Consider the following 22,293-nt stretch of genomic DNA (forward strand, 5'->3'; position numbering starts at 1 on the left):
TCATTTTATAAGAATCGTTTATACTAATAATATGGCAAAGGGGGAAAAGAGATGTTAGTTAAGAAATCATTTTATGAAGATGAGACGCAAGGGGTGCGTATGGGCAATGGCAAGTTAAGTTTTGGCGGTGTGCATTTAAATGTGTATAGCTTTTATATGGACGGGGTTTTAATTGATACAGGTGCAGTGTCATTAAAGTCGTATTTTTTACCCTATTTTGCAAGTTTGAAGCCAGAACAAATTCGCATTACCCACTATCATGAGGACCATACAGGCCTAGCCTCTACTTTTGAACATCGGGTCCCCATTTACATGAAAGACCCTACAGCAGGGATTGAGCAAATAAACTATCCTTTATATCGACGTGTTTTTTGGGGGAAACGACAGCCTTTTCAAGCACAACCTTTAGAGAATCGTTTTCAATCACCCCATTATCATTGGCAAGTGATTGATACGCCAGGTCATGCTTATGACCATGTCGCTTTCCTTAACGAAGATACAGGGCAACTCTTCTCAGGTGATTTATATTGTGGCACTAAAACAAAGGTCATGTTACGAGAGGAGAGTGCACCCATCGTTTTACAATCATTAGAACATGTTTTAACATATGATTTTGATGAAGTATTTTGTAATCATGCAGGGCATTTACAAGACGGTCGAAAAAAATTAGAAAATAAAAGAGATTATTTACTAGAAGTGATGGCTAAAGTGACAACATTGCATGAGCAAGGTAAGGGCGTAGCTGAAATTACAGCTACTTTATTCCCTAAGAAGTACCCCATTGTCATGTTTTCTCGTGGCGAGTGGGGAGCGGAACATATGGTACGTTCAATCATCGAAGGATAAAACGACAACATAAAAGTGGTAAAGGGGATGTCAGATCACCCTTTGCCACTTTTTTCATGAGCTTGTTAGAGATGCTGCCTCGCTCACCAATGCATAGCAAAACTCTTCTACTTTAAAAGTATCAGTAGTAGTATTAATTACCTGATATAAATAGATTTAGTATTTTTATTATGATGTTTTATTAATAGTATCCAAGTTTATGTATCGAAAAATAGTATCTATACTGAAACAAATATGGCTAAAGTTATAAAAATAAAACTTGCTATTGCATAAAAAAGCTGTATTATATGGAAAGATCCAGCTCAAGAAACCAGGTTGGTCATCGACAGTAAAAAAATCATCATTGTTAAAGCATAATGGTAAAAATAAAGAACGAATATGTGTAACCGATCCAAATAGTGCTTGGGGGAATAATCATGATTTTTAGAAAAAAGAAAATAGATTTAACGTCATATTTTAATACCGAAAATCAATCCGATATCGGGGCAAACGAGCGGTTTCAAGAAAAGCTTGATTTTTTGGCGCTTTCACGCATTCGTAGGGAATCTGTCCTGTTTCTTAAGGACTTGTATGAGGAGAACCGTGTCGCCATTTTAGATAACTTTTATGACCGCCTCTTGGCGATTCCTGACTTTGCCCATGTGATTGAGACGCATACAACGGTAGAACGCTTGAAAAAACCTTTGATGCGCATTTTATTAGTCTCTTTCAAGACGAGTTAGATTTAAATTATGTGTTCAAACGCCGCAAGATTGCGTATACGCATGCCCGCTTAGGTGTGCTCCCGAACTGGATGATTTCGGCGTATACGTTAGTGAATCAATTAATTATTCCGCTCATTGTTGACCGCTTTGCCCATGAGCCTCAAAAGATGTTAGAAGTGTTACTCTCCTATGATAGCTTGGTGACGATTGACCAACAAATCATTGTCGAGACATATATTGAAATCCAAGCAGGGTCTGTGGTCAATGGCTTGGGGGATATTATTACGTACAATACACAACTTGACCAAATTAAAGCCCTGATGCAATTCCAAGAAGGGCAAGAACAAGATATTGTCCACGCCAACGACTCGATGCAAAACTTAGATACGAGTATTGCCGACGTGGCGACAACGGTCAGTGATATTTCGCAGACGACAAGCGCGACACTTCAAGCATTGAACCAGGATTTAACAGCGTTACAACATGTGTCGCAAATTTTGCAGACAACAGATGAGGGGCAACAGACGATGCAAGCGCATATTGCCCAACTCGTAGAGCGTGTGACAAGTGTGACATCGTTAATGGCACTCATCACAAGCATTGCCGACCAAACGAATTTATTAGCCTTGAATGCGTCGATTGAGGCGGCACGCGCAGGCGATGCGGGCAAAGGGTTTGCGGTAGTCGCTGAAGAAGTGCGGAAACTCGCCGATGATACGAAAACATCCATTCAATCCATTCAAGACGATATTGGCGCCTTACTCACCATTACACATGACATTGATGCCCTGACCCAACAGTTTGCGACCGATTTACACCAAGGCGTCACCGATACGCTGCGGATTTCAACGACACTAGCGGAGTTAAATACTCATCTGCAACATCAAGGGACACGTTTTGAGGAGATGGCACAACTGACAAGGGCGCAAAATGAGGCCGCATCGGATATTACGGCACGCAATCGTAATATTTTAACGAGTATGCAGCAAAGTAAAGATATTGTGTTCCATACGGGGGAAGCGATTTATCAACTGAGTCAAATGATTGATGCGTACCGTGCTACGACGATTTCCAAAAACTTTATCATTAGCCATGAAGACGTCATTTCACTGGCCATTACAGATCATTTATTATGGCGTTGGCGTATTTATAACCTGTTGCTTGGTTTTGACCATATGACGGTAGAAGAAATGGGCACTGCACGCGACTCACATCTTGGTAGTTGGTATTACGGTAAGGGGCAAGAGACACTAGGAGATAAGGTCGTCTTTCAACAATTAGAAGCGCCTTATTTGCGCATGTATGAGTTAGCGCGCCAAACGGTACAAGCACATAGTCAAGGGAACACAGTACGTGCAGAGACTAAACTTCAAGCGTTAACGATAGCCTCACAAGAAGTGGTTGACTTGTTAGCGCAACTACATGCCATTGCCGTTCAAGACAATCAACACGATTAAATAAAAAAAGAGGCTAGAAGATTAACCTAGCCTCATAGTCTTATTAATTAATAAACACCTTCCATAATCATGCCATCTGCCACTTTAGTAAAGCCTGCAATATTAGCACCAACTACTAAGTTACCAGAAAAGCCGTAACTTTCAGCGCAACGTTTAGCGTTTGCATAAATATCTTTCATAATGCTGTGTAATTTTTCATCGACTTCATCAAATGACCAAAAGATGCCTGTTGCATTTTGCGCCATCTCTAATGAAGAAACGGCTACACCACCAGCATTAGCTGCTTTAGCAGGGCCAAATAAGATACGATTATCTAAAAATAAATTGATGGCATCAATTGTGCAAGGCATATTAGCGCCTTCACCCACTACTTTAACACCGTTATCTACTAGTACTTGTGCGGCTTCCGCATCGATTTCATTTTGTGTTGCACATGGTAGTGCAATGTGGCATGGTACAGACCAAATCCCTTCGCAACCTTCTGTATAAGTAGCGTTAGGATGATAATTAACATAAGTAGAAATGCGATCGCCTTTTTCTTCTTTAATTAATTTGACTGTACGTAAGCTAATGCCGTCAGGGTCATAAATATAGCCACCTGAATCCGAGCAAGCAACGACGCGAGCGCCTAAATGACGAGCTTTTTCAATGGCATAGATGGCAACATTACCAGAGCCAGATACCACAACGGTTTTATTATAGAAAGATTGCCCAATATCTTTTAACATCTCTTCAACAAAATATACGGTACCGTAACCTGTTGCTTCTTTACGACCTAATGAGCCTCCATAACCAGGACGTTTCCCTGTAAGCACACCAGGTTGATAAGCTCCTTGTAAACGTTTATATTGTCCCCATAAATAACCGATTTCACGTGCGCCAACACCAATATCACCTGCAGGCACATCAATATCAGGGCCAATATGGCGATAGAGTTCAGTCATAAATGCTTGGCAAAAGCGCATAATTTCCGCATCGGATTTACCTTTAGGGTTAAAGTTAGAGCCACCTTTACCTCCACCAATAGGTTGCCCGGTTAAAGCATTTTTAAAAATTTGCTCAAAACCTAAAAACTTCATAATGGATTCATTGACAGAGGGATGAAAACGTAAGCCACCTTTATATGGCCCAATCACATTATTATATTGTACACGATACCCACGATTGACTTGTGTACGGTTTTCATCATCTTGCCACGCCACGCGGAATGACACCACCCTGTCAGGTTCTACCATTCTTTGCAAAATGTTATGTTCAATATATTCAGGGTGTTGCTCGAATACAGGCTCTAAAGAAAGAAAAATTTCTTCCACAGCTTGTAAAAATTCGCGCTCATGTCCATATATTTGTCGTAATTGTTCATAAACACCATCAATATATTGTTTAGCGACCGTTTTTTCAGTTGTTACATTTGTCATAACAATTCCCCCCACGTAAAATAGTTCTTGTAACTATCGTATCTTGATTTTTTTCACTATTCAATAAAATGTTTTGTAGTTGTCTGTATCATTGTGAATAAATGAGCATAAACATGCAAAAAATAAATTATATTGTTATAGTATTTAAGTGAGGGAATGTAGTAAGAGAGGAGGCGAAATAAGACGATGAAAATACATGTATTAATTGATGCAGATGCTTGTCCTGTAACGGATATTGTCATACGTGTATCATCTGATTACGAGATTGAACCTATCTTGTTTTGCGATACATCACATCGTATCGAACGAGAGAATGTGAAAACAATCACAGTTGATAAAGGAAGAGACGCAGTTGATTTTGCGCTATTGGAGACGCTTACACCAAATGATATCGTAGTTACGCAAGATTATGGGTTGGCAGCGATGGCGTTAGCTAAGCGTGGTTTTGCGATTGACCAAAATGGTAGAGAATTCACGAACGAAAACATTGATTCATTGCTCTATACTAGGTTTGTAGGTCAGCAAATTAGACAGGCAGGTGGAAGAACAAAAGGACCAAAAAAACGTAAAAAAGAAAATAATTCTGCATTCGAAACGAAATTTCGACAAATTTGTGAACAGGCGATTTTAATAAAAGAAAAATAGTAAGACGGCTACTTATATCTCAAAATGAGATAAATACAATATCGCGTAAAGTTATAACGATTGTTTTGCAAAACGTTAATAAACATATACATCAATAAAAAAGTGGTAAAGAGAAAATCGTTATTTCTCTTTACCACTTTTTATAATTAATCTTGTTGTACTTCTTGTACGGTTTGTTCCACTTCTTCGCGAGAGATTTTTTCTCGGCCACTTTTCATCGCTTTTAATGTTTTATGTGCTAAGGCTAATGGTAAGCGACAGAATAATAAGATAGACCGTTTATTAATATCTTTCATATAAAGGTCTGCTTTGGCTAAGTTGTCATCTGCATAAGAGAAGAGGTCGTCACGTGTCCAGTTTGTAGGCATAAAGTTGACGCCACGCTCATCAAGATCTTCATCTGCATTGCGTAAAATATTAACAGCTTGTAATCCACGTCCATAACCAATGGCTAAATCACGATCTGTTTTTACACCAGCACTCCACTCCCAAAGTTCTGACAACATAACGCCTACCAATCCTGCTACGTAGTAAGTGTAGTCATCCAAATCTTCTTTTGTGTCGATTTGCCAATCACGCTGAGCCCATTTTGCCATACCAGTTGCCATTTCCGCTGTAGCACGACTAATGATGGGGCGCGCTTCTGCGGGGCAGAATGTTAACCAATCGCCTAAACGTAATGTCACCTCAGGTAAGAGAGCACTATACGATTGCAAACACGATTGGTACTGTGTGGCATCAAAAGGTTGATGCGCTAATAATTGACTTACTTCCATAAGTACATCATATTTAACGTCATTTGTTAGTTTCTCATGGTCTTCAATCTCATCAATGGCACGCATCGCTAAGTAGGCAGCAGCCACTGCTTGTTTTACATCTTTTTGTAAAAAGGTAATGGGTATGTAAAAGGTACGACTTGTATCCTTCAATACTTGCATTGCTTCTTTGTTTAATTGTTTGTCATTCACGATCAATTGCCTCCGTTTCAATACCTCCTGTCTATCGTAACGTATCTAGGAGTTAACATACAACTGAAATCTATCAATTTCTATTGTTTCCTATATATAGCCCATTTTATAATTAACAAAATAGGTAGCCTATTTTATGATTAACATCATCTAGTATGTGAAAGTTAATGTTGACGGTAACATATGTGACCGTTACACTAATGTGAGAGCTAACCATATGGAGTTAGCTTTTTTGTTTATCATACGTGATACGGTGTAAAAATGCATGTTAAAAAGTAGCGTTACAGTGTAGGAAAGGCGCAAATAAAGGAGAAAATGTTATGACAAAGGTGATAGGAATCGATACTGGGGGCACGTTAACAAAAATTGCGCATTTAGATGCTCAAGGTGAGTTACAGTATGTGTCATTTCCTTCAAATGATTTACAAGCTGTTCGAGAGTGGATTTTGGCACAAGGCGACTTGGACGAAATAGGGGTAACAGGTGGTCGGACAGAGCAACTACGCGAAGCATTACAAGATGTAAAAACGATACATTATATTGTAGAATTCGAAGCTACTTTAAAAGGTGTACGCTATTTACTGAAACAGCAAGGACATCAAATTGATGAATGTATAATTACGAATATCGGTACAGGAACATCTGTGCATTATATGAATGGCAACCATGATGTTCGAGTTGGCGGTACAGGTATTGGTGGTGGTACATTAATTGGTTTGTCAACATTGATGACAGGCATCACAGATTTTGAAGAGATCCGCACATTGGCGAATGTGGGGAAACGTGAGCATATTGATTTATTAGTAGAAGATATTTATCAAGGTATGGATACACCAATTGATGGCAAATTAACCGCTAGTAATTTTGGTAAAGTAGGCATCACAGAACAAGGCAATCAACCCGTAGAAGATGTGTTGGCTACCATTCAAGGTTTGGTAGGCGAAGTCATTACTACATTTAGTATTCAATATGCGGATGAGAAAAAGACAGAACATATTGTTTACATTGGCTCAACGCTAAGCGACAATGCTCATCTAGAAAGAGTGATTGCCAATTATACACGCACAAAAAAACACTCACCTGTATTTGTGGGTGACCACGGTTTTGCAGGTGCTGTAGGGGCATTATTAAATATAGTAGAACATGCGATCACTTAAAGATATGTAAACCATTTGCTTATTTATTACAGTAAATGGTTTTTATTATGGCTATTTTTAAAATTTGTGACGGAATGATGAATAAATATAAACAACATATTTTTTGAATAATCACACATATTTTTAACTATGTTTTAAATATGCTAATTGTCACTCAATTCTTAATTTAGCGTACATTGCACGCTAAAAAAACTTCTGTTAAGGTTTTTGTAGGAGGGTTAGCCATAATTTAGGCAATCTTCCTTTTACCAAGAAATCGAGAAAAGCGGGGGGATTTGATTTTTACGAATGTTAAATATGGTGTATGGGGATGCACAACATATTAATTAAATCAAAGGGGTTGGAAATATGGAAAAAACATACTCACCAGGTTTAGACGGTGTCATTGCAACAGAAACACAATTATCGTTTTTAGACACAGTGAATAGTCAAATTATTTTACGTGGCTATGACTTAATTGATTTATCAAAAGAAAACGTTTACTTAGATATTGTACATCTTTTGCTTAATGGCACATTGCCAACAAATGAAGCACGTAAAGCATTAGAAGATGACTTGAAACAAAAATACGTTATTCCACAAGCAATTATCAAAATTTTTAAACTACTTCCTAAAAACACGCATCCAATGGATGGTTTACGCACAGGTATTTCAGCATTAGCGGGTTATGATGAGCATATTGATGACCGTTCAGCTGAAAGAAATATGGAGCGTGCGCATACCTTATTAGGTGCAGTGCCTACTATCGTAGCGGCAAGCTACCGTGTACTACAAGGACAAGATGTAGTGCAACCTGATCAACGTCTCTCTTATAGTGGTAACTTCTTTTATATGATTACAGGTAATAAGCCAACGCCTGTCCAAGAAAAAATCTTTGATCAATCTTTACTCTTATATAGTGAACACGAAATGCCAAACTCGACATTTGCAGCTCGTGTTATTGCATCTACACAAGCCGATTTATACGGGGCATTAACAGGTGCTGTAGCGTCACTAAAAGGTAATTTACATGGCGGTGCCAACGAAGCTGTAATGTATATGTTATTAGCAGGTAAAGATGTTACTGGTTTTGAAAAATTGTTGTATGAGAAATTGGCAAATAAAGAAAAAATTATGGGCTTTGGTCACCGTGTCTACATGAAAAAGATGGATCCACGCGCTTTAATTATGAAAGAAGCATTAAAAGTGTTATGTGAAGAAAAAGGGGACGACTTATTATATCGCATGTGTGTGGCTGGAGAGGCCATTATGGAGAAGGAAAAAGGCTTATATCCAAACTTGGATTATTATGCGGCACCTGTGTATTACTTATTAGGTTTACCTATTGAAATTTATACACCTATTTTCTTCAGTGCACGCACAGTTGGTTTATGTGCACATGTTGTGGAGCAACATGACAATAACCGATTATTCCGCCCACGTGTTAATTATGTAGGCGAGCGTCAATAACTGTAACGAAGCTAGTAACGTATTACAAATGGATGATACTCACTACTGACGGGCGTACAATCACCACGCTCATCCGTCCATAGTATACAAAATTAACAATTGAAAGGGAAGTGCTTGTATTGATTAAAACAAATGACATTTCAAAAACAGACCAACTATTAGAAGATATTGCAGACTACGTCTTAAATACGGAGATTACGAGTGAAGAGGCGTTCGAAACAGCGAGATACGTATTGATTGATACGTTAGGTTGTGGGATTTTAGCATTGCAATATCCAGAGTGTACAAAACTATTAGGGCCTGTTGTTAAAGGTACTGTTGTTCCAAATGGTACGCATGTCCCAGGTACATCTTATGTACTTGACCCTGTTAAAGGCGCATTTAATATTGGTTGTATGATTCGTTGGCTAGATTATAATGACACATGGTTAGCAGCAGAGTGGGGTCACCCATCGGATAACTTAGGCGGTATTTTAGCTGTAGCAGATTATATTAGTCGTGTTAATGTATCCCAAGGTAAACCAGCGTTAAAAGTGCGCGAAGTATTAGAGATGATGATTAAAGCGCATGAAATCCAAGGTGTGTTGGCACTAGAGAATAGTTTAAATCGCGTAGGTATTGACCATGTGCATTTTGTTAAAGTGGCATCAACAGCAGTCGTGACAAAGGCATTAGGTGGTACTCGTCAAGAAATTATTAACGCTTTATCCCATGCATGGATTGATGGCGCAAGCTTACGTACGTACCGTCATGCACCGAATACAGGTTCACGTAAATCATGGGCAGCAGGTGATGCTACAAGTCGTGCGGTACATTTAGCAATGATGGCGGTAACAGGTGAAATGGGTTATTCAACTGCATTAACAGCACCAGTATGGGGCTTCCAAGATGTTGTATTTAATAAACAAGAACTTGTATTAGCTCGCCCACTTGCTTCATATGTTATGGAGAATGTACTATTTAAAGTATCATATCCAGCCGAGTTCCATGCACAAACGGCAGCAGAATGTGCTGTGCAATTACATGATGAAATTAAAGACCGTCTAGATGAGGTTGAGCGCATTCAAATTACTACACATGAGTCAGCTATTCGCATCATTGATAAGGAAGGGCCATTAAATAACCCAGCCGACCGTGACCACTGTATTCAGTATATTACAGCAGTTGGTTTAATCCATGGTGATATCGTAGCCGACCATTATGAAGATGAAGCAGCGGCAGACCCACGCATTGATGCACTACGCGATAAAATGGTAGTCGTAGAAAATGAGCAATATACGATTGACTATTTAGATCCAGATAAACGTTCGATTGCAAATGCTGTACAAATCTTCTATAAAGATGGTACATCTTCGGAGAATGTTACTTGTGAATATCCACTAGGGCATCGTTTCCGTCGTGAAGAAGCTTATCCACAAATTGAAGCGAAATTTAACGCTAATATGGCAACACACTTCGCTCAAAAACAATTTACACAAATTCAAGAAGCTTGTTTAGATCAAGAGTATTTGCCAAATATGGATGTACATGAATTTGTGAATTTATTTGTAAAATAGGAGGCAATACACATGGCTTGGATTGTGGAAAAACCTAAAACACAACAACAATTAGCACAACAATTTTTGACTTTGATGAAGGCGCCTGATATTTTGCAAATCCCAGGTGCGCATGACGCCATGGCTGGCTTAGTCGCAAGAAATATAGGTTTTGATGTTTTATATTTATCTGGTGCAGCATATACAGCAAGCCGAGGGTTACCTGATTTAGGTGTTATTACATCCGAGGAAGTAGCCAATCGTGCAAGAGAAATTATTCGTGCAACAAATTTGCCAATGTTAGTTGATATTGATACAGGCTTTGGTGGTGTACTAAACGTAGCACGTACGGCGCGTGAGATGGAAGAAGCAGGTGTTGCAGCTGTACAAATCGAAGACCAAGATCTGCCCAAAAAATGTGGTCACCTAAATGGCAAAAACTTAGTGAGCTGTGATGAGATGGTGCAAAAGATTAAAATGATTAAACAAGTAGCGCCAACATTAGTGGTAGTAGCTCGCACAGATGCAAGAGGTGTGGAGGATTTAGAGAGTGCAATTGATCGTGCCAAAGCTTATGTAGAAGCGGGGGCAGATGCTATTTTCCCAGAAGCACTTCATGACGAGGCAGAGTTTGCTCGCTTCTCAAACGAAATTCAAGTGCCGTTACTCGCAAATATGACAGAGTTTGGCAAGACACCGTATTATACAGCAGACGAATTTAAGGAAATGGGCTATGCCATGGTCATCTATCCTGTGACATCATTACGTGTAGCAGCTAAAGCTTATGAGCGTGTATTTACGATGATTCGCGATAAAGGTACACAAGCTGATGCTGTAGAAGATATGCAAACACGCAGTGAATTGTATGAGGCAATTGCATATGACGACTTTGAATCATTAGATACTAACATTGCCAAAACAGTTTTAACAAAAGAACAATAACATAACACAAATTTGTTAGACATCTCTCCTAAAAATAGCCAATGAAGTAAAAACTCAAATGTTGAATAAAATGTGACGAGAACGAACACAGAAGGTACATTATGTACTTTCTGTGTTTTTATGAATGAAACAATCGTACGTATGCTTTGGGAATACTTTTATTGAACGAAGTTAAACATTCAAAATATTTGGTGAGCATAGCAGTTATAAAAGAAATGAAAAAGCATAAAGGCATCTTTAACAGTGTGAGGGTGCACGTATGTCATCATATTGTCAAAAAGACGAAAGAAGCGTATAGTAGAATTATTGTTTACCTAGGTAAACAAAAGGAGGCCAATATGAATCCGTTATTTCATAAGTTATTTCAACAAAATCGTTATTTAACGAATCAATTAAATGATGTATTACAGCCTTTTGGTTTATTTAGCTCGCAGTGGACAATTATTTATTGTCTTGCACAACATGAAACGATGACATTGACTCAAATATGGCGTTATATTAACGTCGAGGCACCGACCGTGACAAGGACTGTAAATCGCTTAGAGAAGCTAGGGTGGGTGAGGCGTATTGAAGGAATGGACAAGCGTGAAAAAATCATAGCTTTAACAAGTAAGGCACAACAACAATTGCCGCGTATTCTTGTCGAAATCCAAGCATTTGAAGCTCAAATGTTAGGTTCTTTAACCGAAGAAGAACAGCGACAATTCATGCGTTTATTGCAAAAGATGAAAGGTTGAGTGATTTGAAACAAGTAGCAGAAAAAATATGGACACCGCGTTTTATTAGTTTATTTTTAACAAACTTAGCTGTGTTCTTTGTGTTTTATGGTTTAGTGACAACACTGCCTTTGTATGCTATTGATGCATTGGGGCAAACAGATAAAGAAGCAGGCTTATTATTGTCGGTGTTTTTATTATCAGCGATTATTGTAAGACCTTTTTCAGGCAAGTTATTAGATGTTATCGGGAAACGAAAAATGCTGTTAATCGGTTTAGCGATTTATTTTTTATGTACTATTTTATATTTATGGATTAAGCCTTTATGGTTATTATTAGGTTTGCGGTTTTTCCATGGGATTTGGTTTAGTATTATTACAACAGCAGCAGGTTCTTTAGCAGCAGATATAGTACCCAATAGCAAAAAAGGTACAGGTTTAGGTTATTATTCTATGTCAACAAACTTAGCTATCGTTGTAGGGCCTTTAGTTGGCTTGTTAATTATTCAAAAGGGTGATTTTAATACACTATTTCTCGTATTGAGTAGTGTGGTATTTTTAGGCGGCTTGTTAGCATTGACCATTAAAACACATGATCTAGCAGCGCCGAAAAAAACAAAGCTCGTATTTCAATGGGGTGACCTGTTTGAGAAGCCATCTGTCCCAATCGCTTTTATCGCTTGCCTAAGTTCATTTGCTTATGCAAGTGTGTTATCATTTATTTCGGTCTACGCTCAGCAGCAGGGTTTAATGGCAGCAGCTAGTTGGTTTTATGCCGTATTTGCTGCTGCCATGATTAGTACAAGACCGTATGTTGGTAAATTGTATGATAAAAAAGGACCGCGTGCTGTTATTGTACCTTCGTTTCTCTTTTTTGCGGCAGGGCTGTTTTTACTTGGCTATGCGGAAGGTACAGGGCTGTTTTTATTAGCGGGTGCATTTGTTGGGATTGGTTATGGCTCATTGAATATGAGTTTACAAACACAAGCGATTCAAGCGACAACACCTGATCGTAGCAGCTACGCCACTGCCACTTATTTTACTTTGTTTGATGTTGGCATTGCTGTTGGTTCATTTGTTTTAGGGATGATAGCAAGTCAATTTACGTACAAAGTGGTGTATCTTTTCTCTGCTGTGTTTGCACTCCTTGTGTTAGCCTTGTATTTGTTAATTTATCGTAATGTCAAGCAGGAAAAACAAATTGAATCACTATGATTTTTGCGCTTGAATGGCTTTACGCGCAAGGTGATCAGCCGCTTTGTTTTGTGCGTCTGGCAACCATGTAATGTAAAACATATCAAAATTTTGGATAATGTCCATTGCTTCTTTTAACAAAGGTTGGTATAATGGGTTCTTAACATAGTTTTTTTCAATGGAAGAAACTACAATTTTAGAATCTGACTTGGCCGCAACAAAGTTTGCGCCAAGTTTTTTTACTTCCTGCAAACCGCGAATTAATGCAGTAAATTCTGCAATATGATTATTCGTTGGTTGAATGGGCTCACTTAATTGAATAAGATGTCCTTCGCCTCGAATAAAAATACCAATACCACTAAGACCTGGATTGCCAGCGCTGGCACCATCTACGAATAATTCAATCATCATGACAACTCCTTACTGTATCGTTCTTCCTAGTATAGCAAAAGAGGAGACATGTGCTAAAATAAAAAATCATGAAAGAAAGGTGATTGATGTGACACAACCATCTCTTATTGAAAATATGGACCAGTTACATGATGCTTATTGTAAAGACTGCCCGATTAAAGCGGTTTTACGTAAAGAGCAAGGGAAGCGTAAGGCGCATGAATTTTGCATTACGACTTGCTCCGTTGGTCATAAATTAAAAGAGTTAGGAAACTCACTTCTTCAGCAAAAATCGTAGGCGTTATGTCTGCGATTTTTGTTGTGTTAGGATTGGTTTTATATAAAAGCGGGGAATTACATCAGTGAAGGGGGAATGAATATGGGAAGAGCATCAGCGAAAGATTTTTCTACAGAAATGTATTACGAAGCATTGCACTTCTCTTCATTGGCTCAACTCGAAAGTGATGATGTCTTAAAAAGACGTTATTCACGCTTTGCTATTATTAGCTATGCCACTTCATTTGAGGCGCTATTAAATTATTATTTGCGCAAAGAAACATCTGAGCTGAAGGGAAATCAGTACCGAGATGTCTTTAATTATTTGCAATATGGACGTCCACAATATGAGCCGCCTCATATTTTAAATACGGTGCGCAGTAAAATTGAATTGTTAGGGAAGTTAACAAAAGGAGAAAGTAAAATTGTATTAGATAGCTTTGCCTTTAAACAATTTGAAGAAGATATTATTCATTTACGCAATAATATTTTACATTACGCTCATGGCAATTTTTCGGAAGTATACGGCGCTACATTGCACGAGGCAGCGGCGAAAGGAGCAAGTGCATTACAACATGTTTTGGCAGAAATGAAAGAAAATTTAAATGTCATTCCACCGAGCTTCTTTGGTGTTATGAAAGTTGAAGTAAGTTAATGTATTGTTAGGATAAAAGGTGCTACAATAAGTATCGTGTGTAGAGGAGGCATCTTTTATGAAAAAACAACTGGTCGTCATGATGTTTACCATATTACTCATCATAACCGGATGTAGCAATTACAAAGTAAAACAGGAAACAGACATTGAAGTCCAAGATTTTACCCATAAGGATCAACGCGGTGAGGAAGTATCATTAGAAGATTTAAAAGGTTCACCGTGGTTGGCTACTTTTTTATTTACCAATTGCACCACAGTATGTCCGCCTATGACAGCTAACTTAACAGAAGTCCAAGAAGCTCTTAAAGAAGCAGGCGTAGAAGATTATAAAATTGTAGCCTTTAGTATTGACCCTGACAATGACTCACCAGAAGTCATCCAAGCCTATTTAGATAAGTATCCGATTGTAGACGAGAGTAAATGGCATTACTTAACAGGCTATGATCAAACGTACATCGAACAATATGCGAAAAAATCATTCAATGCGCATGTAAAAGATGACGTAAATTCTGACCAAGTCATTCATACAACCTACTTTCATCTTGTAACACCTGACGGGAAAGCGATTAAGTCTTATGACGGTATTGACGTACCAGTCGAGGTGATTGTAGAAGATTTAAAAACATTAGGTAAGAATTAAAGTAGAGTAAGGCATAGAAAACCCACCTTGAGAATTTCAAGGTGGGTTTTATTAGGTGTGCATTTCATGGTCATTTGTTTTATTTAGTGCACGCAATAAGTGGAACTGTTCAAACTGTGCGGCTAAATTGCCTACTAAAATGAAACTTCCACCTACAATGATTTGTATGGTAATCGCTTCATGTAAAAATAAAGCAGCAAATGCAGCAGCAAAGATAGGTTCAGCAGAGAAAATTAAGCCTGTGTGTGTAGGTGATGTATGCTGTTGTACAACAGCTTGTGTAATAAAACAAAAGGCACTACATACAATACCTAAACCTAAAATAGCTATCCACTCATTTGATGTTTGTGGTAGTTGTGGCGTTTCATAAGTGATGCAAAGAGCAAGTGCAATCAAACCTGCAAACCCTAATTGGTAGACACCGTATGTAATGGAGTCAACACGTGTTGTAAAGCGCCCATTTAAAATTAAATAAGTAGAGTAAGCCAGTGCTGCTAACACCATGTAAAAATCGCCTGGCTGAATAGATAGTGAACCCTTCAATGTTAAAATAGCGATGCCAATCAGCGTGAAGGCTACAGCGAAGCCAATGGCGCGAGTTGGTAATTTTTTATCAATAATGCTAGCCATAATCGGCACCATCACGACAGTTAATGACAAAATAAAACCTGCATTTGCAGCCGAAGTTGTTTCCAAACCAATTAAACTAAAAGCAAATACAATGAATAAGAGAAAGCCTTGGATAAAGGCGTATTGTAATGTTTTAATTGTTACTTTAATCATGCGTTGATAAAAGATAATGCCAGCAACAATAAAGGCGAGCAAACAGCGTTGCGCTACGATATTAAATGTGGACATTGTTTCAGCGCCTATAATCATAAATGTATAGGACAACCCCCAAAACATCGTCACAATTAACATTAATCCATTTGCTTTCATTTGTGTACTCATCTTTCATCACCTCAATAAATTACTTCTGTACTATGACAATATCTATAACAACATTTACTATAAGCAATGTATTGAGATTAGTAAAACGAATGTTTATAATAAGTTATATGAATAAAAATCATGTAAAGAAAAAGGTGCATTAAGTGAGCATAATCAAGTACGAAATAGTGAATAAAGTAGCAATGGAAAATAGTTTTACGCAAGCCGCACAGGTGTTAGGTTTGACACAATCCGCTGTTAGTCATGCGATTTCAAGCTTAGAAAAGCAATACGGGTTTGCCTTATTTCATCGCAACCGAGCAGGCTTAACAATTACACCAGAAGGTGAAGCGATGCTACGACAAATGCGCCGTGTATTAGAAGCTGAGGAATTAGTACAACAAGAAGCGACTAATCTTTTAGGCGTAGCCACTGGTACAATCCGTATCGGCGTTATTTCAAGTATTTCATCGAGTTGGATGCCAGGTATTATTCACATGATGGACCAACGTTTTCCGGGGATTAAGATTGAATTACGAGAGGGCGATTATTATGAGATTGAACGTTGGTTGATGAATGGAGAGATTGAGGCGGGCTTTTTAAATACTTTTGAGTCTGAACAATTTCAATATATGCCGTTGCGTAAAGACCCCTTACTATGTGTTGTCTCAGAACAGAGTGGTTTTTATCATCACACGCAAATTGACATTCATGAACTACAAGATGTCCCGTTTATTTTAATTGATTATAGAGGGGATAATGATGTGCGTAGATTATTGGCCTCATACCATGTGAAGCCGTATATTCGTTTTTTATTATCCGAAGAAGTGGGCGTATTATCTATGATTAAACATCATTTAGGTATTACCATTTTACCGCAATTATCGATTAATGCATTACCACGAGGTTTGCGAGTTATTCCGCTACAGCAAGGGAGTTATCGTACAATTGGTTTGGCATTGCGAAAAAATCCATCACCTGCCACAAAACAATTCGTTGCTGTTTTACAGGACTGGATTGATGAACAATATGAAAATCGCATACCATCCTCTCCTTTTTTGCGGTAAACTACTAAGTAAATGAACGAAAAAAGGTGATACAGTGAATATAACGGGGAAGACAGTACTCATAACGAGTGGCGGTACGCTTGAAAAATGGGATAATGTGCGTGGGCATACAAATTTGTCGAAAGGGATTATGGGGTGTTATTTAGCCGAAGCGGCATTAGCAGCAGGTGCTAATGTCATTTATGTACATGGTTATTTTGCGAAGTTACCTAATCATGCTGAGCAAATGTGTTTGATTGGCTTTGAAGGCATTGAACATTTAGGTAGCATTATTCAACAATACGTACAGGAAGAAAAAGTAGATATTGTTATCATGGCAGCAGCTGGTAGTGATTGGTTGGTTGATAAAGTGTTTGACCAGTCAGGTAATGAGCTAACAGAACAAGGAAAAATGCCATCCGATGAGCCACCGATTATTCATTTTAAAAAAGCGCCAAAAATTTTGCCGCAAATTAAAAAATGGCAACCAAATGTTACATTAATTGGCTTTAAATTAGAAGCAACAACAGATGAAGTCGAATTGAAAAAGCGTGCCATGAAACGCATGCAAACATCACAGGCACAATTTATGGTAGCTAACTCCTCTGCTTCATTATACGGAGAACATGAGCCACATTGGATTATTGCGGCAAATGGGGAAGTGATCCGAGTAGAAGGTAAAGAAGCGACAGCTCAACAGTTGATGAAAATAGTAATAACATAATCTAAAGTCTTTAAACAAGGTACGCATGACAGATGTGTATCTTGTTTTTTTCGCCGTAATAACTATTAAAAAAACAGCAAACGGGTAGCTTATTGTTTGCTGTTAGCGTGAGGGTTATTTTATTGTTGATTTGTAGACAATGGGAATGTTTCTTTTTTACCATCCCATTCTATTGTAAATGTAACGTCGTCTTGTTCTTGTAAAATGTCACAAGATGTACAAGTAAAAAGCCCATCTTCTTTAATCGTGCCTACAACCGATAAAGCTTTCGTATTATCATAGGTCATTTGAGGTGTTACTAATGTGTATGTAATATCAGGCTCTGTAGCTAAATCTAAAGTGTCTCCTATATATTTTATCTCTAGTAAGTAGTCATTCGTTGCGCTGGCATTTTGTTTTACTGTTAGTGCAATTTTCCATTCGTCGGATATGTGTCTATAAGTATGAGTGTTGGACGTACACCCTGCTAGTAACAGAATAGCTGTCACGAATACAATCAGTTTTTTCAATATTTCCCCTCCTATACGCATAAAAAAACGCACAAACGAGTGTGCGTGGTTTATTTCTTCACAACATTAGTTGCTTGAGGGCCTCTATTACCTTGAACGATGTCATACGTCACTTGCTGACCTTCTTCTAGCGTTTTGAAACCGTCAGTTTGGATAGCTGTGAAATGTACAAAAACGTCTTCACCATCAGTACCCTCAATAAAGCCATAACCTCTCTCGTTATTAAACCATTTTACTACGCCTTCAAACATAAAGAATCCCCCTTAACTCATGAATGTATGACAATTACTTGTACAACATACCTTATTTATTTCCCAATGTCAATGAATTGTCAGGATGGTTCATCATAAAGAAATTGCCCATTTTTGGTGTTGTAGGGCGGGGAGTACTTCGTCAGAAAATAGCGAATTGCTAGTGAAAACAGGTCACTTCTTTTATAATAGAACTATCAACAGAGAAGGAAGGTTACGTGATGACTACAGTTAAACCATTAACGGATTTAGAAATTGCGATGCAAGCAGAGTTGCGTCCTATTACAGAGATTGCTAAAGTGGCAGGTATTCCGGAAGAAGCGTTAGAACAGTATGGGAAATATAAAGGCAAAATTGACCCGAATTTGATTGCCCCTCAAGGTGACGATGCTAAAGTGGTACTAGTAACGGCAATCAGCCCTACACCAGCAGGGGAGGGGAAATCAACCGTAACTGTAGGGTTAGCGGATGCGCTACATCAATTAGACCAAAAGGTGATGGTCGCATTGCGAGAGCCTTCATTAGGGCCTGTAATGGGAATTAAAGGTGGAGCAGCAGGAGGCGGTCATGCACAAGTAGTGCCAATGGAAGATATCAATCTACACTTTACAGGTGATTTGCATGCAATCTCAACAGCTAATAATGCTTTAGCAGCAATAATTGACAATCATATTCACCAAGGTAATGCGTTACAAATCGATCCGCGACGTATTATTTGGAAACGTGTAGTAGATTTAAATGACCGCGCGTTGCGTAATGTTGTCGTTGGTCTAGGTGGGCCTGCACAGGGCATGCCGCGTGAAGATGGTTTTGATATTACCGTCGCGTCAGAAATTATGGCTGTATTTTGCCTAGCCACAAGCCTTACGGATTTACAGGAGCGCTTGGCTAATATTGTGATTGGCTATACCTTTGAAAAAGAACCTGTATTTGTACGTGACTTACAAGTAGAAGGTGCATTGACATTATTGTTAAAAGAAGCCTTTAAACCAAACTTAGTCCAAACGCTAGAAGGTACACCAGCCATTATTCATGGTGGGCCATTTGCTAATATTGCGCATGGTTGTAATTCGATTATGGCTACACAAACAGCGCGTAAGTTAGCTGATATCGTTGTTACAGAAGCAGGCTTTGGCTCAGACTTAGGTGCGGAGAAATTTATGAATATTAAAGCGCGTATGGGGCAATTTAAGCCAAGTGCTGTTGTTGTTGTAGCCACAATACGTGCTTTAAAAATGCATGGTGGCATAGCTAAATCAGATTTGGCTCAAGAAAATGTAGCTGCATTACAACAAGGCATGGCAAATCTAGCGAAACACGTGGATATTATTCGCACATTTGGTGTAGAGCCTATTATTGCCTTAAATCGTTTTATTACGGATACAGAGGCCGAGTTGCAAGCGGTATTAGATTGGTGTGCTACAGAAAATATCCGAATTGCTCGTACAAATGTATGGGAACAAGGTGGAGAAGGTGGTATAGCCTTAGCACAACAAGTATTACAAGTCATTGAACAAGAAAACGAATTCCACGTACTATACGATGTGACAGAAAGTATTGAACAAAAGGTGACAACCATTGTACAACGTATTTATGGTGGGGCAGGCGTTCAATTTGGTGAGAAAGCGAAAAAACAAATCCAACAAATTGAACAGTATGGATGGGATATTTTGCCGATTTGTATGGCGAAGACGCAATACTCTTTATCTGACCAACCGCAATTATTAGGTAGACCAGAAGGCTTTACCGTAACCATTCGAGAAATTATACCTAAGCTAGGCGCAGGCTTCTTAGTCTGTTTAACAGGTGACATTTTAACGATGCCTGGATTGCCAAAACAACCTGCTGCTTTACATATGGGAGTAACAGCGGATGGTAAGGCGAAAGGGCTGTTCTAATTGACATTTGTCATCATTATTGTCGTAGCCGCATTACTGTTATTCCTACTTACAACAAGTCAAAGTAAAGAGAGTTTTCAGTTCACGAATTTTGTAAAAGCCAAGTCAAAAGATTATATTGATGAAGAAATGGCGTACTATAAAGCAACATTACGGAATGCTAATGAAGATGCAGAGCATTATATGGCAGCTAAATTACTGGCTGAATTTAATAAAACGTACCAAAAAGAATTGCTGCCGTTATGTGAGGGGCGCATCAATGGCACATATACAGCACAACAATTTATTACTGCTACGACAGTACTGATTCAAACAACAGCTATTATTACAATGAAGGATTGGCGTGCTGCTTGTCAGGAGTTAGGCGATTTTGCCGTGCAGCATGGCTATAGTTCAAATGATTTTATCTTAATGAATACAGCAACTGTAGCAGCACTTATGACGACATATGATAATGATCATACCGCAAGTGATGCTTCCACAGACAGTGGTGATGGTGGCGGCGGAGAATAAGGCAAAAACAGCAAGAATCAAAAAATGTTAGGCCAGTGGTATTGGTCTAACATTTTTTAAATAGATGAAATGACATCTCTATTAAAGTTTTCTTTGCTTTAATATGCAGGCGCTTTAATAAGGAAACTATTGCCTACTGCTAATAAAGTACAGAATAAGATGACAATCGCCATTGGCAAAGCATTAGCGTCTCCCATTAAGCCAACTAAAGGTGAGGCAATGCCCCCACCAACAAAAGGAAGTAAACCGAGTAAGGCAGAGGCACTCCCTGCATTTTTCCCCTGGGCTTGCATAGCTAGAGAGAAAGTTGTGGTGGATACCATACCTACAGCAGAGACAATGAAAAATAACCCAATAAGAACAACTGCTACATGAGTGTTTACTAAAATAGCTAATAGTAAAATACAGGCGCCTATACCAGCTTGCATGACACTATATTTTAATAATGTCAACTCTGTAAAGCGTTCAGATAGCTTTCCTGTTACTTGAGCCATCATAATAATACCAATTCCATTAGCAGCAAAACATAAGGAAAAGGCTTGAGGTGATAGATGATACACATTTTGCAAAACAAATGGTGAGCCTGCAATATAGGCAAACATTGCCGTCATAAGTAAGGCTTGTGCAAGGGCAAGTTGCATAAAATAGCGGTCTTTAACTAAATTTCTAAATGTTTTCACCGTTTGTAATGGGCCACCCGTAGCGCGTTTTTCTTCAAGTAAAGTTTCCTCTAGACGAAATACAACGGCTGTAAAGACAGCAAGACCAATCCCTGCTAAAATATAAAATACCGTGTGCCATGTTGTGAATTGTAAAATAAATCCGCCCACTATAGGTGCGAGAATAGGTGCTGCGCCGTTGACTAATGATAATAAAGCAATAAACTTGGTGAGTTCTCTCCCGCTATATAAATCTCTTGCTGCAGCTCGTGCAATAACGGCGCCGGCTGCACCTGAAGCCCCTTGAATAAAGCGCATCACAATGAGCATCCAAATGGATTGCGATAATGCACATAATATAGAAGCTACTACAAAAATAAGTAGGGTGAAGAATAATGGTTTTCTTCGTCCTATGCGATCACTTAACGGCCCAAAAATGAGTTGACCAGAAGCCATGCCAATGAGGCAAGCTGTCAAACTGAGTTGAGCTAATGAAGTGGTAGTATGTAAGTCAGTTGCCACAATGGGTAAGGCAGGCAAGTACATATCCATAGACAAGGCACCAAAAGCTGTGAGTGAGCCTAAAATAATCACAAGTGACAGTGGTGCTTTAAATGATTTTGACATAATCTCTCTCCTTTAACTACTTAGTAGCATACAAGAAGTGAGAATCATGTTCAATAAAATAAGCGTCACTTTTCGATGTTTTTTCGAAAGTGACGCCTATTTTGTATGCTTGGGTGAGTCATTCAATTGTTGCAATGATATTTCC

23 protein-coding genes and 1 pseudogene are annotated in these 22,293 nt (G+C 38.6%); 17 read left to right on the forward strand and 7 right to left on the reverse strand.

The annotated features are described in order from the left end of the window. Window positions 1-51: 51 nt before the first annotated feature. From IEW44_RS05845 to IEW44_RS16120, 3 genes and pseudogenes are all read left to right on the forward strand, one after another. The gene (locus IEW44_RS05845; protein ID WP_188614104.1) at window positions 52-846 is read left to right on the forward strand and encodes an MBL fold metallo-hydrolase; all 795 of its coding nucleotides are present in this window, start codon (window positions 52-54) and stop codon (window positions 844-846) included. A gap of 416 nt (window positions 847-1,262) precedes the next feature. Next, window positions 1,263-2,446 (forward strand): annotated as a pseudogene (locus tag IEW44_RS16115) (protoglobin domain-containing protein); the annotation flags it as partial. 279 nt (window positions 2,447-2,725) lie between these two features. Further along, window positions 2,726-3,007, forward strand: a complete 282-nt coding sequence (locus IEW44_RS16120; RefSeq protein WP_373286131.1) for a hypothetical protein — start codon at window positions 2,726-2,728, stop codon at window positions 3,005-3,007. Window positions 3,008-3,054: 47 nt separating this feature from the next. On the opposite strand, the gene gdhA is transcribed toward IEW44_RS16120, so the two are convergent. Then, entirely contained in the window at window positions 3,055-4,425 is a 1,371-nt protein-coding gene (gene gdhA / locus IEW44_RS05855; protein WP_188614105.1) for an NADP-specific glutamate dehydrogenase, read from the reverse strand. A 192-nt stretch (window positions 4,426-4,617) separates the two neighbouring features. On the opposite strand from gdhA, the gene IEW44_RS05860 reads away from it, so the two are divergent. Then, complete coding sequence (locus IEW44_RS05860) at window positions 4,618-5,070, forward strand: YaiI/YqxD family protein (RefSeq protein WP_188614210.1); 453 nt, start codon at window positions 4,618-4,620, stop codon at window positions 5,068-5,070. A 146-nt stretch (window positions 5,071-5,216) separates the two neighbouring features. Here IEW44_RS05860 and IEW44_RS05865 read toward each other — a convergent pair whose 3' ends face one another. Continuing rightward, the gene (locus IEW44_RS05865) at window positions 5,217-6,041 is read right to left on the reverse strand and encodes a squalene/phytoene synthase family protein (protein ID WP_373286132.1); all 825 of its coding nucleotides are present in this window, start codon (window positions 6,039-6,041) and stop codon (window positions 5,217-5,219) included. Window positions 6,042-6,358: 317 nt separating this feature from the next. Here IEW44_RS05865 and coaW point away from each other — a divergent pair, with 317 nt between their 5' ends. The 6 genes from coaW (at window position 6,359) to IEW44_RS05895 (ending at window position 13,051) form a co-directional block, all read left to right on the forward strand. Beyond that, a complete protein-coding gene (gene coaW, locus IEW44_RS05870; protein ID WP_188614106.1) occupies window positions 6,359-7,195 on the forward strand; it encodes a type II pantothenate kinase in 837 nt (278 codons plus the stop codon). 348 nt (window positions 7,196-7,543) lie between these two features. After that, entirely contained in the window at window positions 7,544-8,644 is a 1,101-nt protein-coding gene (gene mmgD / locus IEW44_RS05875; RefSeq protein WP_188614107.1) for a citrate synthase, read from the forward strand. Between the two features lie 119 nt (window positions 8,645-8,763). After that, window positions 8,764-10,200 (forward strand): bifunctional 2-methylcitrate dehydratase/aconitate hydratase, encoded by a 1,437-nt coding sequence (locus IEW44_RS05880; RefSeq protein ID WP_188614108.1) that lies wholly within the window; start codon window positions 8,764-8,766, stop codon window positions 10,198-10,200. Between the two features lie 12 nt (window positions 10,201-10,212). Beyond that, a complete protein-coding gene (gene prpB, locus IEW44_RS05885) occupies window positions 10,213-11,121 on the forward strand; it encodes a methylisocitrate lyase (protein WP_188614109.1) in 909 nt (302 codons plus the stop codon). Window positions 11,122-11,459: 338 nt separating this feature from the next. Continuing rightward, window positions 11,460-11,858 carry a MarR family winged helix-turn-helix transcriptional regulator gene (locus IEW44_RS05890; protein ID WP_188614110.1) on the forward strand — a complete coding sequence of 133 codons (399 nt, stop codon included), beginning with the start codon at window positions 11,460-11,462 and terminating at the stop codon, window positions 11,856-11,858. 5 nt (window positions 11,859-11,863) lie between these two features. Further along, window positions 11,864-13,051 carry an MFS transporter gene (locus IEW44_RS05895; RefSeq protein WP_308421627.1) on the forward strand — a complete coding sequence of 396 codons (1,188 nt, stop codon included), beginning with the start codon at window positions 11,864-11,866 and terminating at the stop codon, window positions 13,049-13,051. Here IEW44_RS05895 and IEW44_RS05900 read toward each other — a convergent pair. Beyond that, window positions 13,046-13,438, reverse strand: a complete 393-nt coding sequence (locus IEW44_RS05900; protein WP_188614112.1) for a ribonuclease HI family protein — start codon at window positions 13,436-13,438, stop codon at window positions 13,046-13,048. The two genes, IEW44_RS05895 and IEW44_RS05900, sit on opposite strands and share 6 nt — an antisense overlap. A gap of 91 nt (window positions 13,439-13,529) precedes the next feature. On the opposite strand from IEW44_RS05900, the gene IEW44_RS05905 reads away from it, so the two are divergent. From IEW44_RS05905 to IEW44_RS05915, 3 genes are all read left to right on the forward strand, one after another. Beyond that, window positions 13,530-13,718, forward strand: a complete 189-nt coding sequence (locus tag IEW44_RS05905) for a zinc-finger domain-containing protein (protein WP_229704176.1) — start codon at window positions 13,530-13,532, stop codon at window positions 13,716-13,718. Window positions 13,719-13,799: 81 nt separating this feature from the next. Continuing rightward, window positions 13,800-14,351 (forward strand): hypothetical protein, encoded by a 552-nt coding sequence (locus tag IEW44_RS05910; RefSeq protein WP_188614113.1) that lies wholly within the window; start codon window positions 13,800-13,802, stop codon window positions 14,349-14,351. 58 nt (window positions 14,352-14,409) lie between these two features. Continuing rightward, window positions 14,410-14,991, forward strand: coding sequence for an SCO family protein (locus IEW44_RS05915; RefSeq protein WP_188614114.1), 582 nt, complete (start codon window positions 14,410-14,412; stop codon window positions 14,989-14,991). Window positions 14,992-15,042: 51 nt separating this feature from the next. Here IEW44_RS05915 and IEW44_RS05920 read toward each other — a convergent pair whose 3' ends face one another. Further along, entirely contained in the window at window positions 15,043-15,942 is a 900-nt protein-coding gene (locus tag IEW44_RS05920; protein WP_188614115.1) for a DMT family transporter, read from the reverse strand. A gap of 143 nt (window positions 15,943-16,085) precedes the next feature. Here IEW44_RS05920 and IEW44_RS05925 point away from each other — a divergent pair, with 143 nt between their 5' ends. Further along, the gene (locus IEW44_RS05925; RefSeq protein ID WP_188614116.1) at window positions 16,086-16,988 is read left to right on the forward strand and encodes a LysR family transcriptional regulator; all 903 of its coding nucleotides are present in this window, start codon (window positions 16,086-16,088) and stop codon (window positions 16,986-16,988) included. Between the two features lie 40 nt (window positions 16,989-17,028). Next, complete coding sequence (locus IEW44_RS05930; protein WP_188614213.1) at window positions 17,029-17,691, forward strand: phosphopantothenoylcysteine decarboxylase domain-containing protein; 663 nt, start codon at window positions 17,029-17,031, stop codon at window positions 17,689-17,691. Between the two features lie 119 nt (window positions 17,692-17,810). Here IEW44_RS05930 and IEW44_RS05935 read toward each other — a convergent pair whose 3' ends face one another. Both IEW44_RS05935 and IEW44_RS05940 read right to left on the reverse strand, forming a co-directional pair. Further along, the gene (locus tag IEW44_RS05935; RefSeq protein ID WP_188614117.1) at window positions 17,811-18,200 is read right to left on the reverse strand and encodes a membrane lipoprotein lipid attachment site-containing protein; all 390 of its coding nucleotides are present in this window, start codon (window positions 18,198-18,200) and stop codon (window positions 17,811-17,813) included. A gap of 50 nt (window positions 18,201-18,250) precedes the next feature. Continuing rightward, the gene (locus IEW44_RS05940; protein WP_188614118.1) at window positions 18,251-18,451 is read right to left on the reverse strand and encodes a cold-shock protein; all 201 of its coding nucleotides are present in this window, start codon (window positions 18,449-18,451) and stop codon (window positions 18,251-18,253) included. Window positions 18,452-18,672: 221 nt separating this feature from the next. Here IEW44_RS05940 and IEW44_RS05945 point away from each other — a divergent pair, with 221 nt between their 5' ends. Together IEW44_RS05945 and IEW44_RS05950 are read left to right on the forward strand one after the other, a co-directional pair. Then, window positions 18,673-20,349, forward strand: coding sequence for a formate--tetrahydrofolate ligase (locus IEW44_RS05945; RefSeq protein ID WP_188614119.1), 1,677 nt, complete (start codon window positions 18,673-18,675; stop codon window positions 20,347-20,349). After that, entirely contained in the window at window positions 20,350-20,862 is a 513-nt protein-coding gene (locus IEW44_RS05950) for a hypothetical protein (RefSeq protein WP_188614120.1), read from the forward strand. Between the two features lie 98 nt (window positions 20,863-20,960). On the opposite strand, the gene IEW44_RS05955 is transcribed toward IEW44_RS05950, so the two are convergent. Beyond that, window positions 20,961-22,148, reverse strand: coding sequence for a multidrug effflux MFS transporter (locus IEW44_RS05955; protein WP_188614121.1), 1,188 nt, complete (start codon window positions 22,146-22,148; stop codon window positions 20,961-20,963). Window positions 22,149-22,293: the final 145 nt, after the last annotated feature.

The sequence above is a fragment of the Lysinibacillus alkalisoli genome, assembly GCF_014643595.1.
Taxonomy (GTDB): Bacteria; Bacillota; Bacilli; order Bacillales_A; family Planococcaceae; genus Metalysinibacillus; species Metalysinibacillus alkalisoli.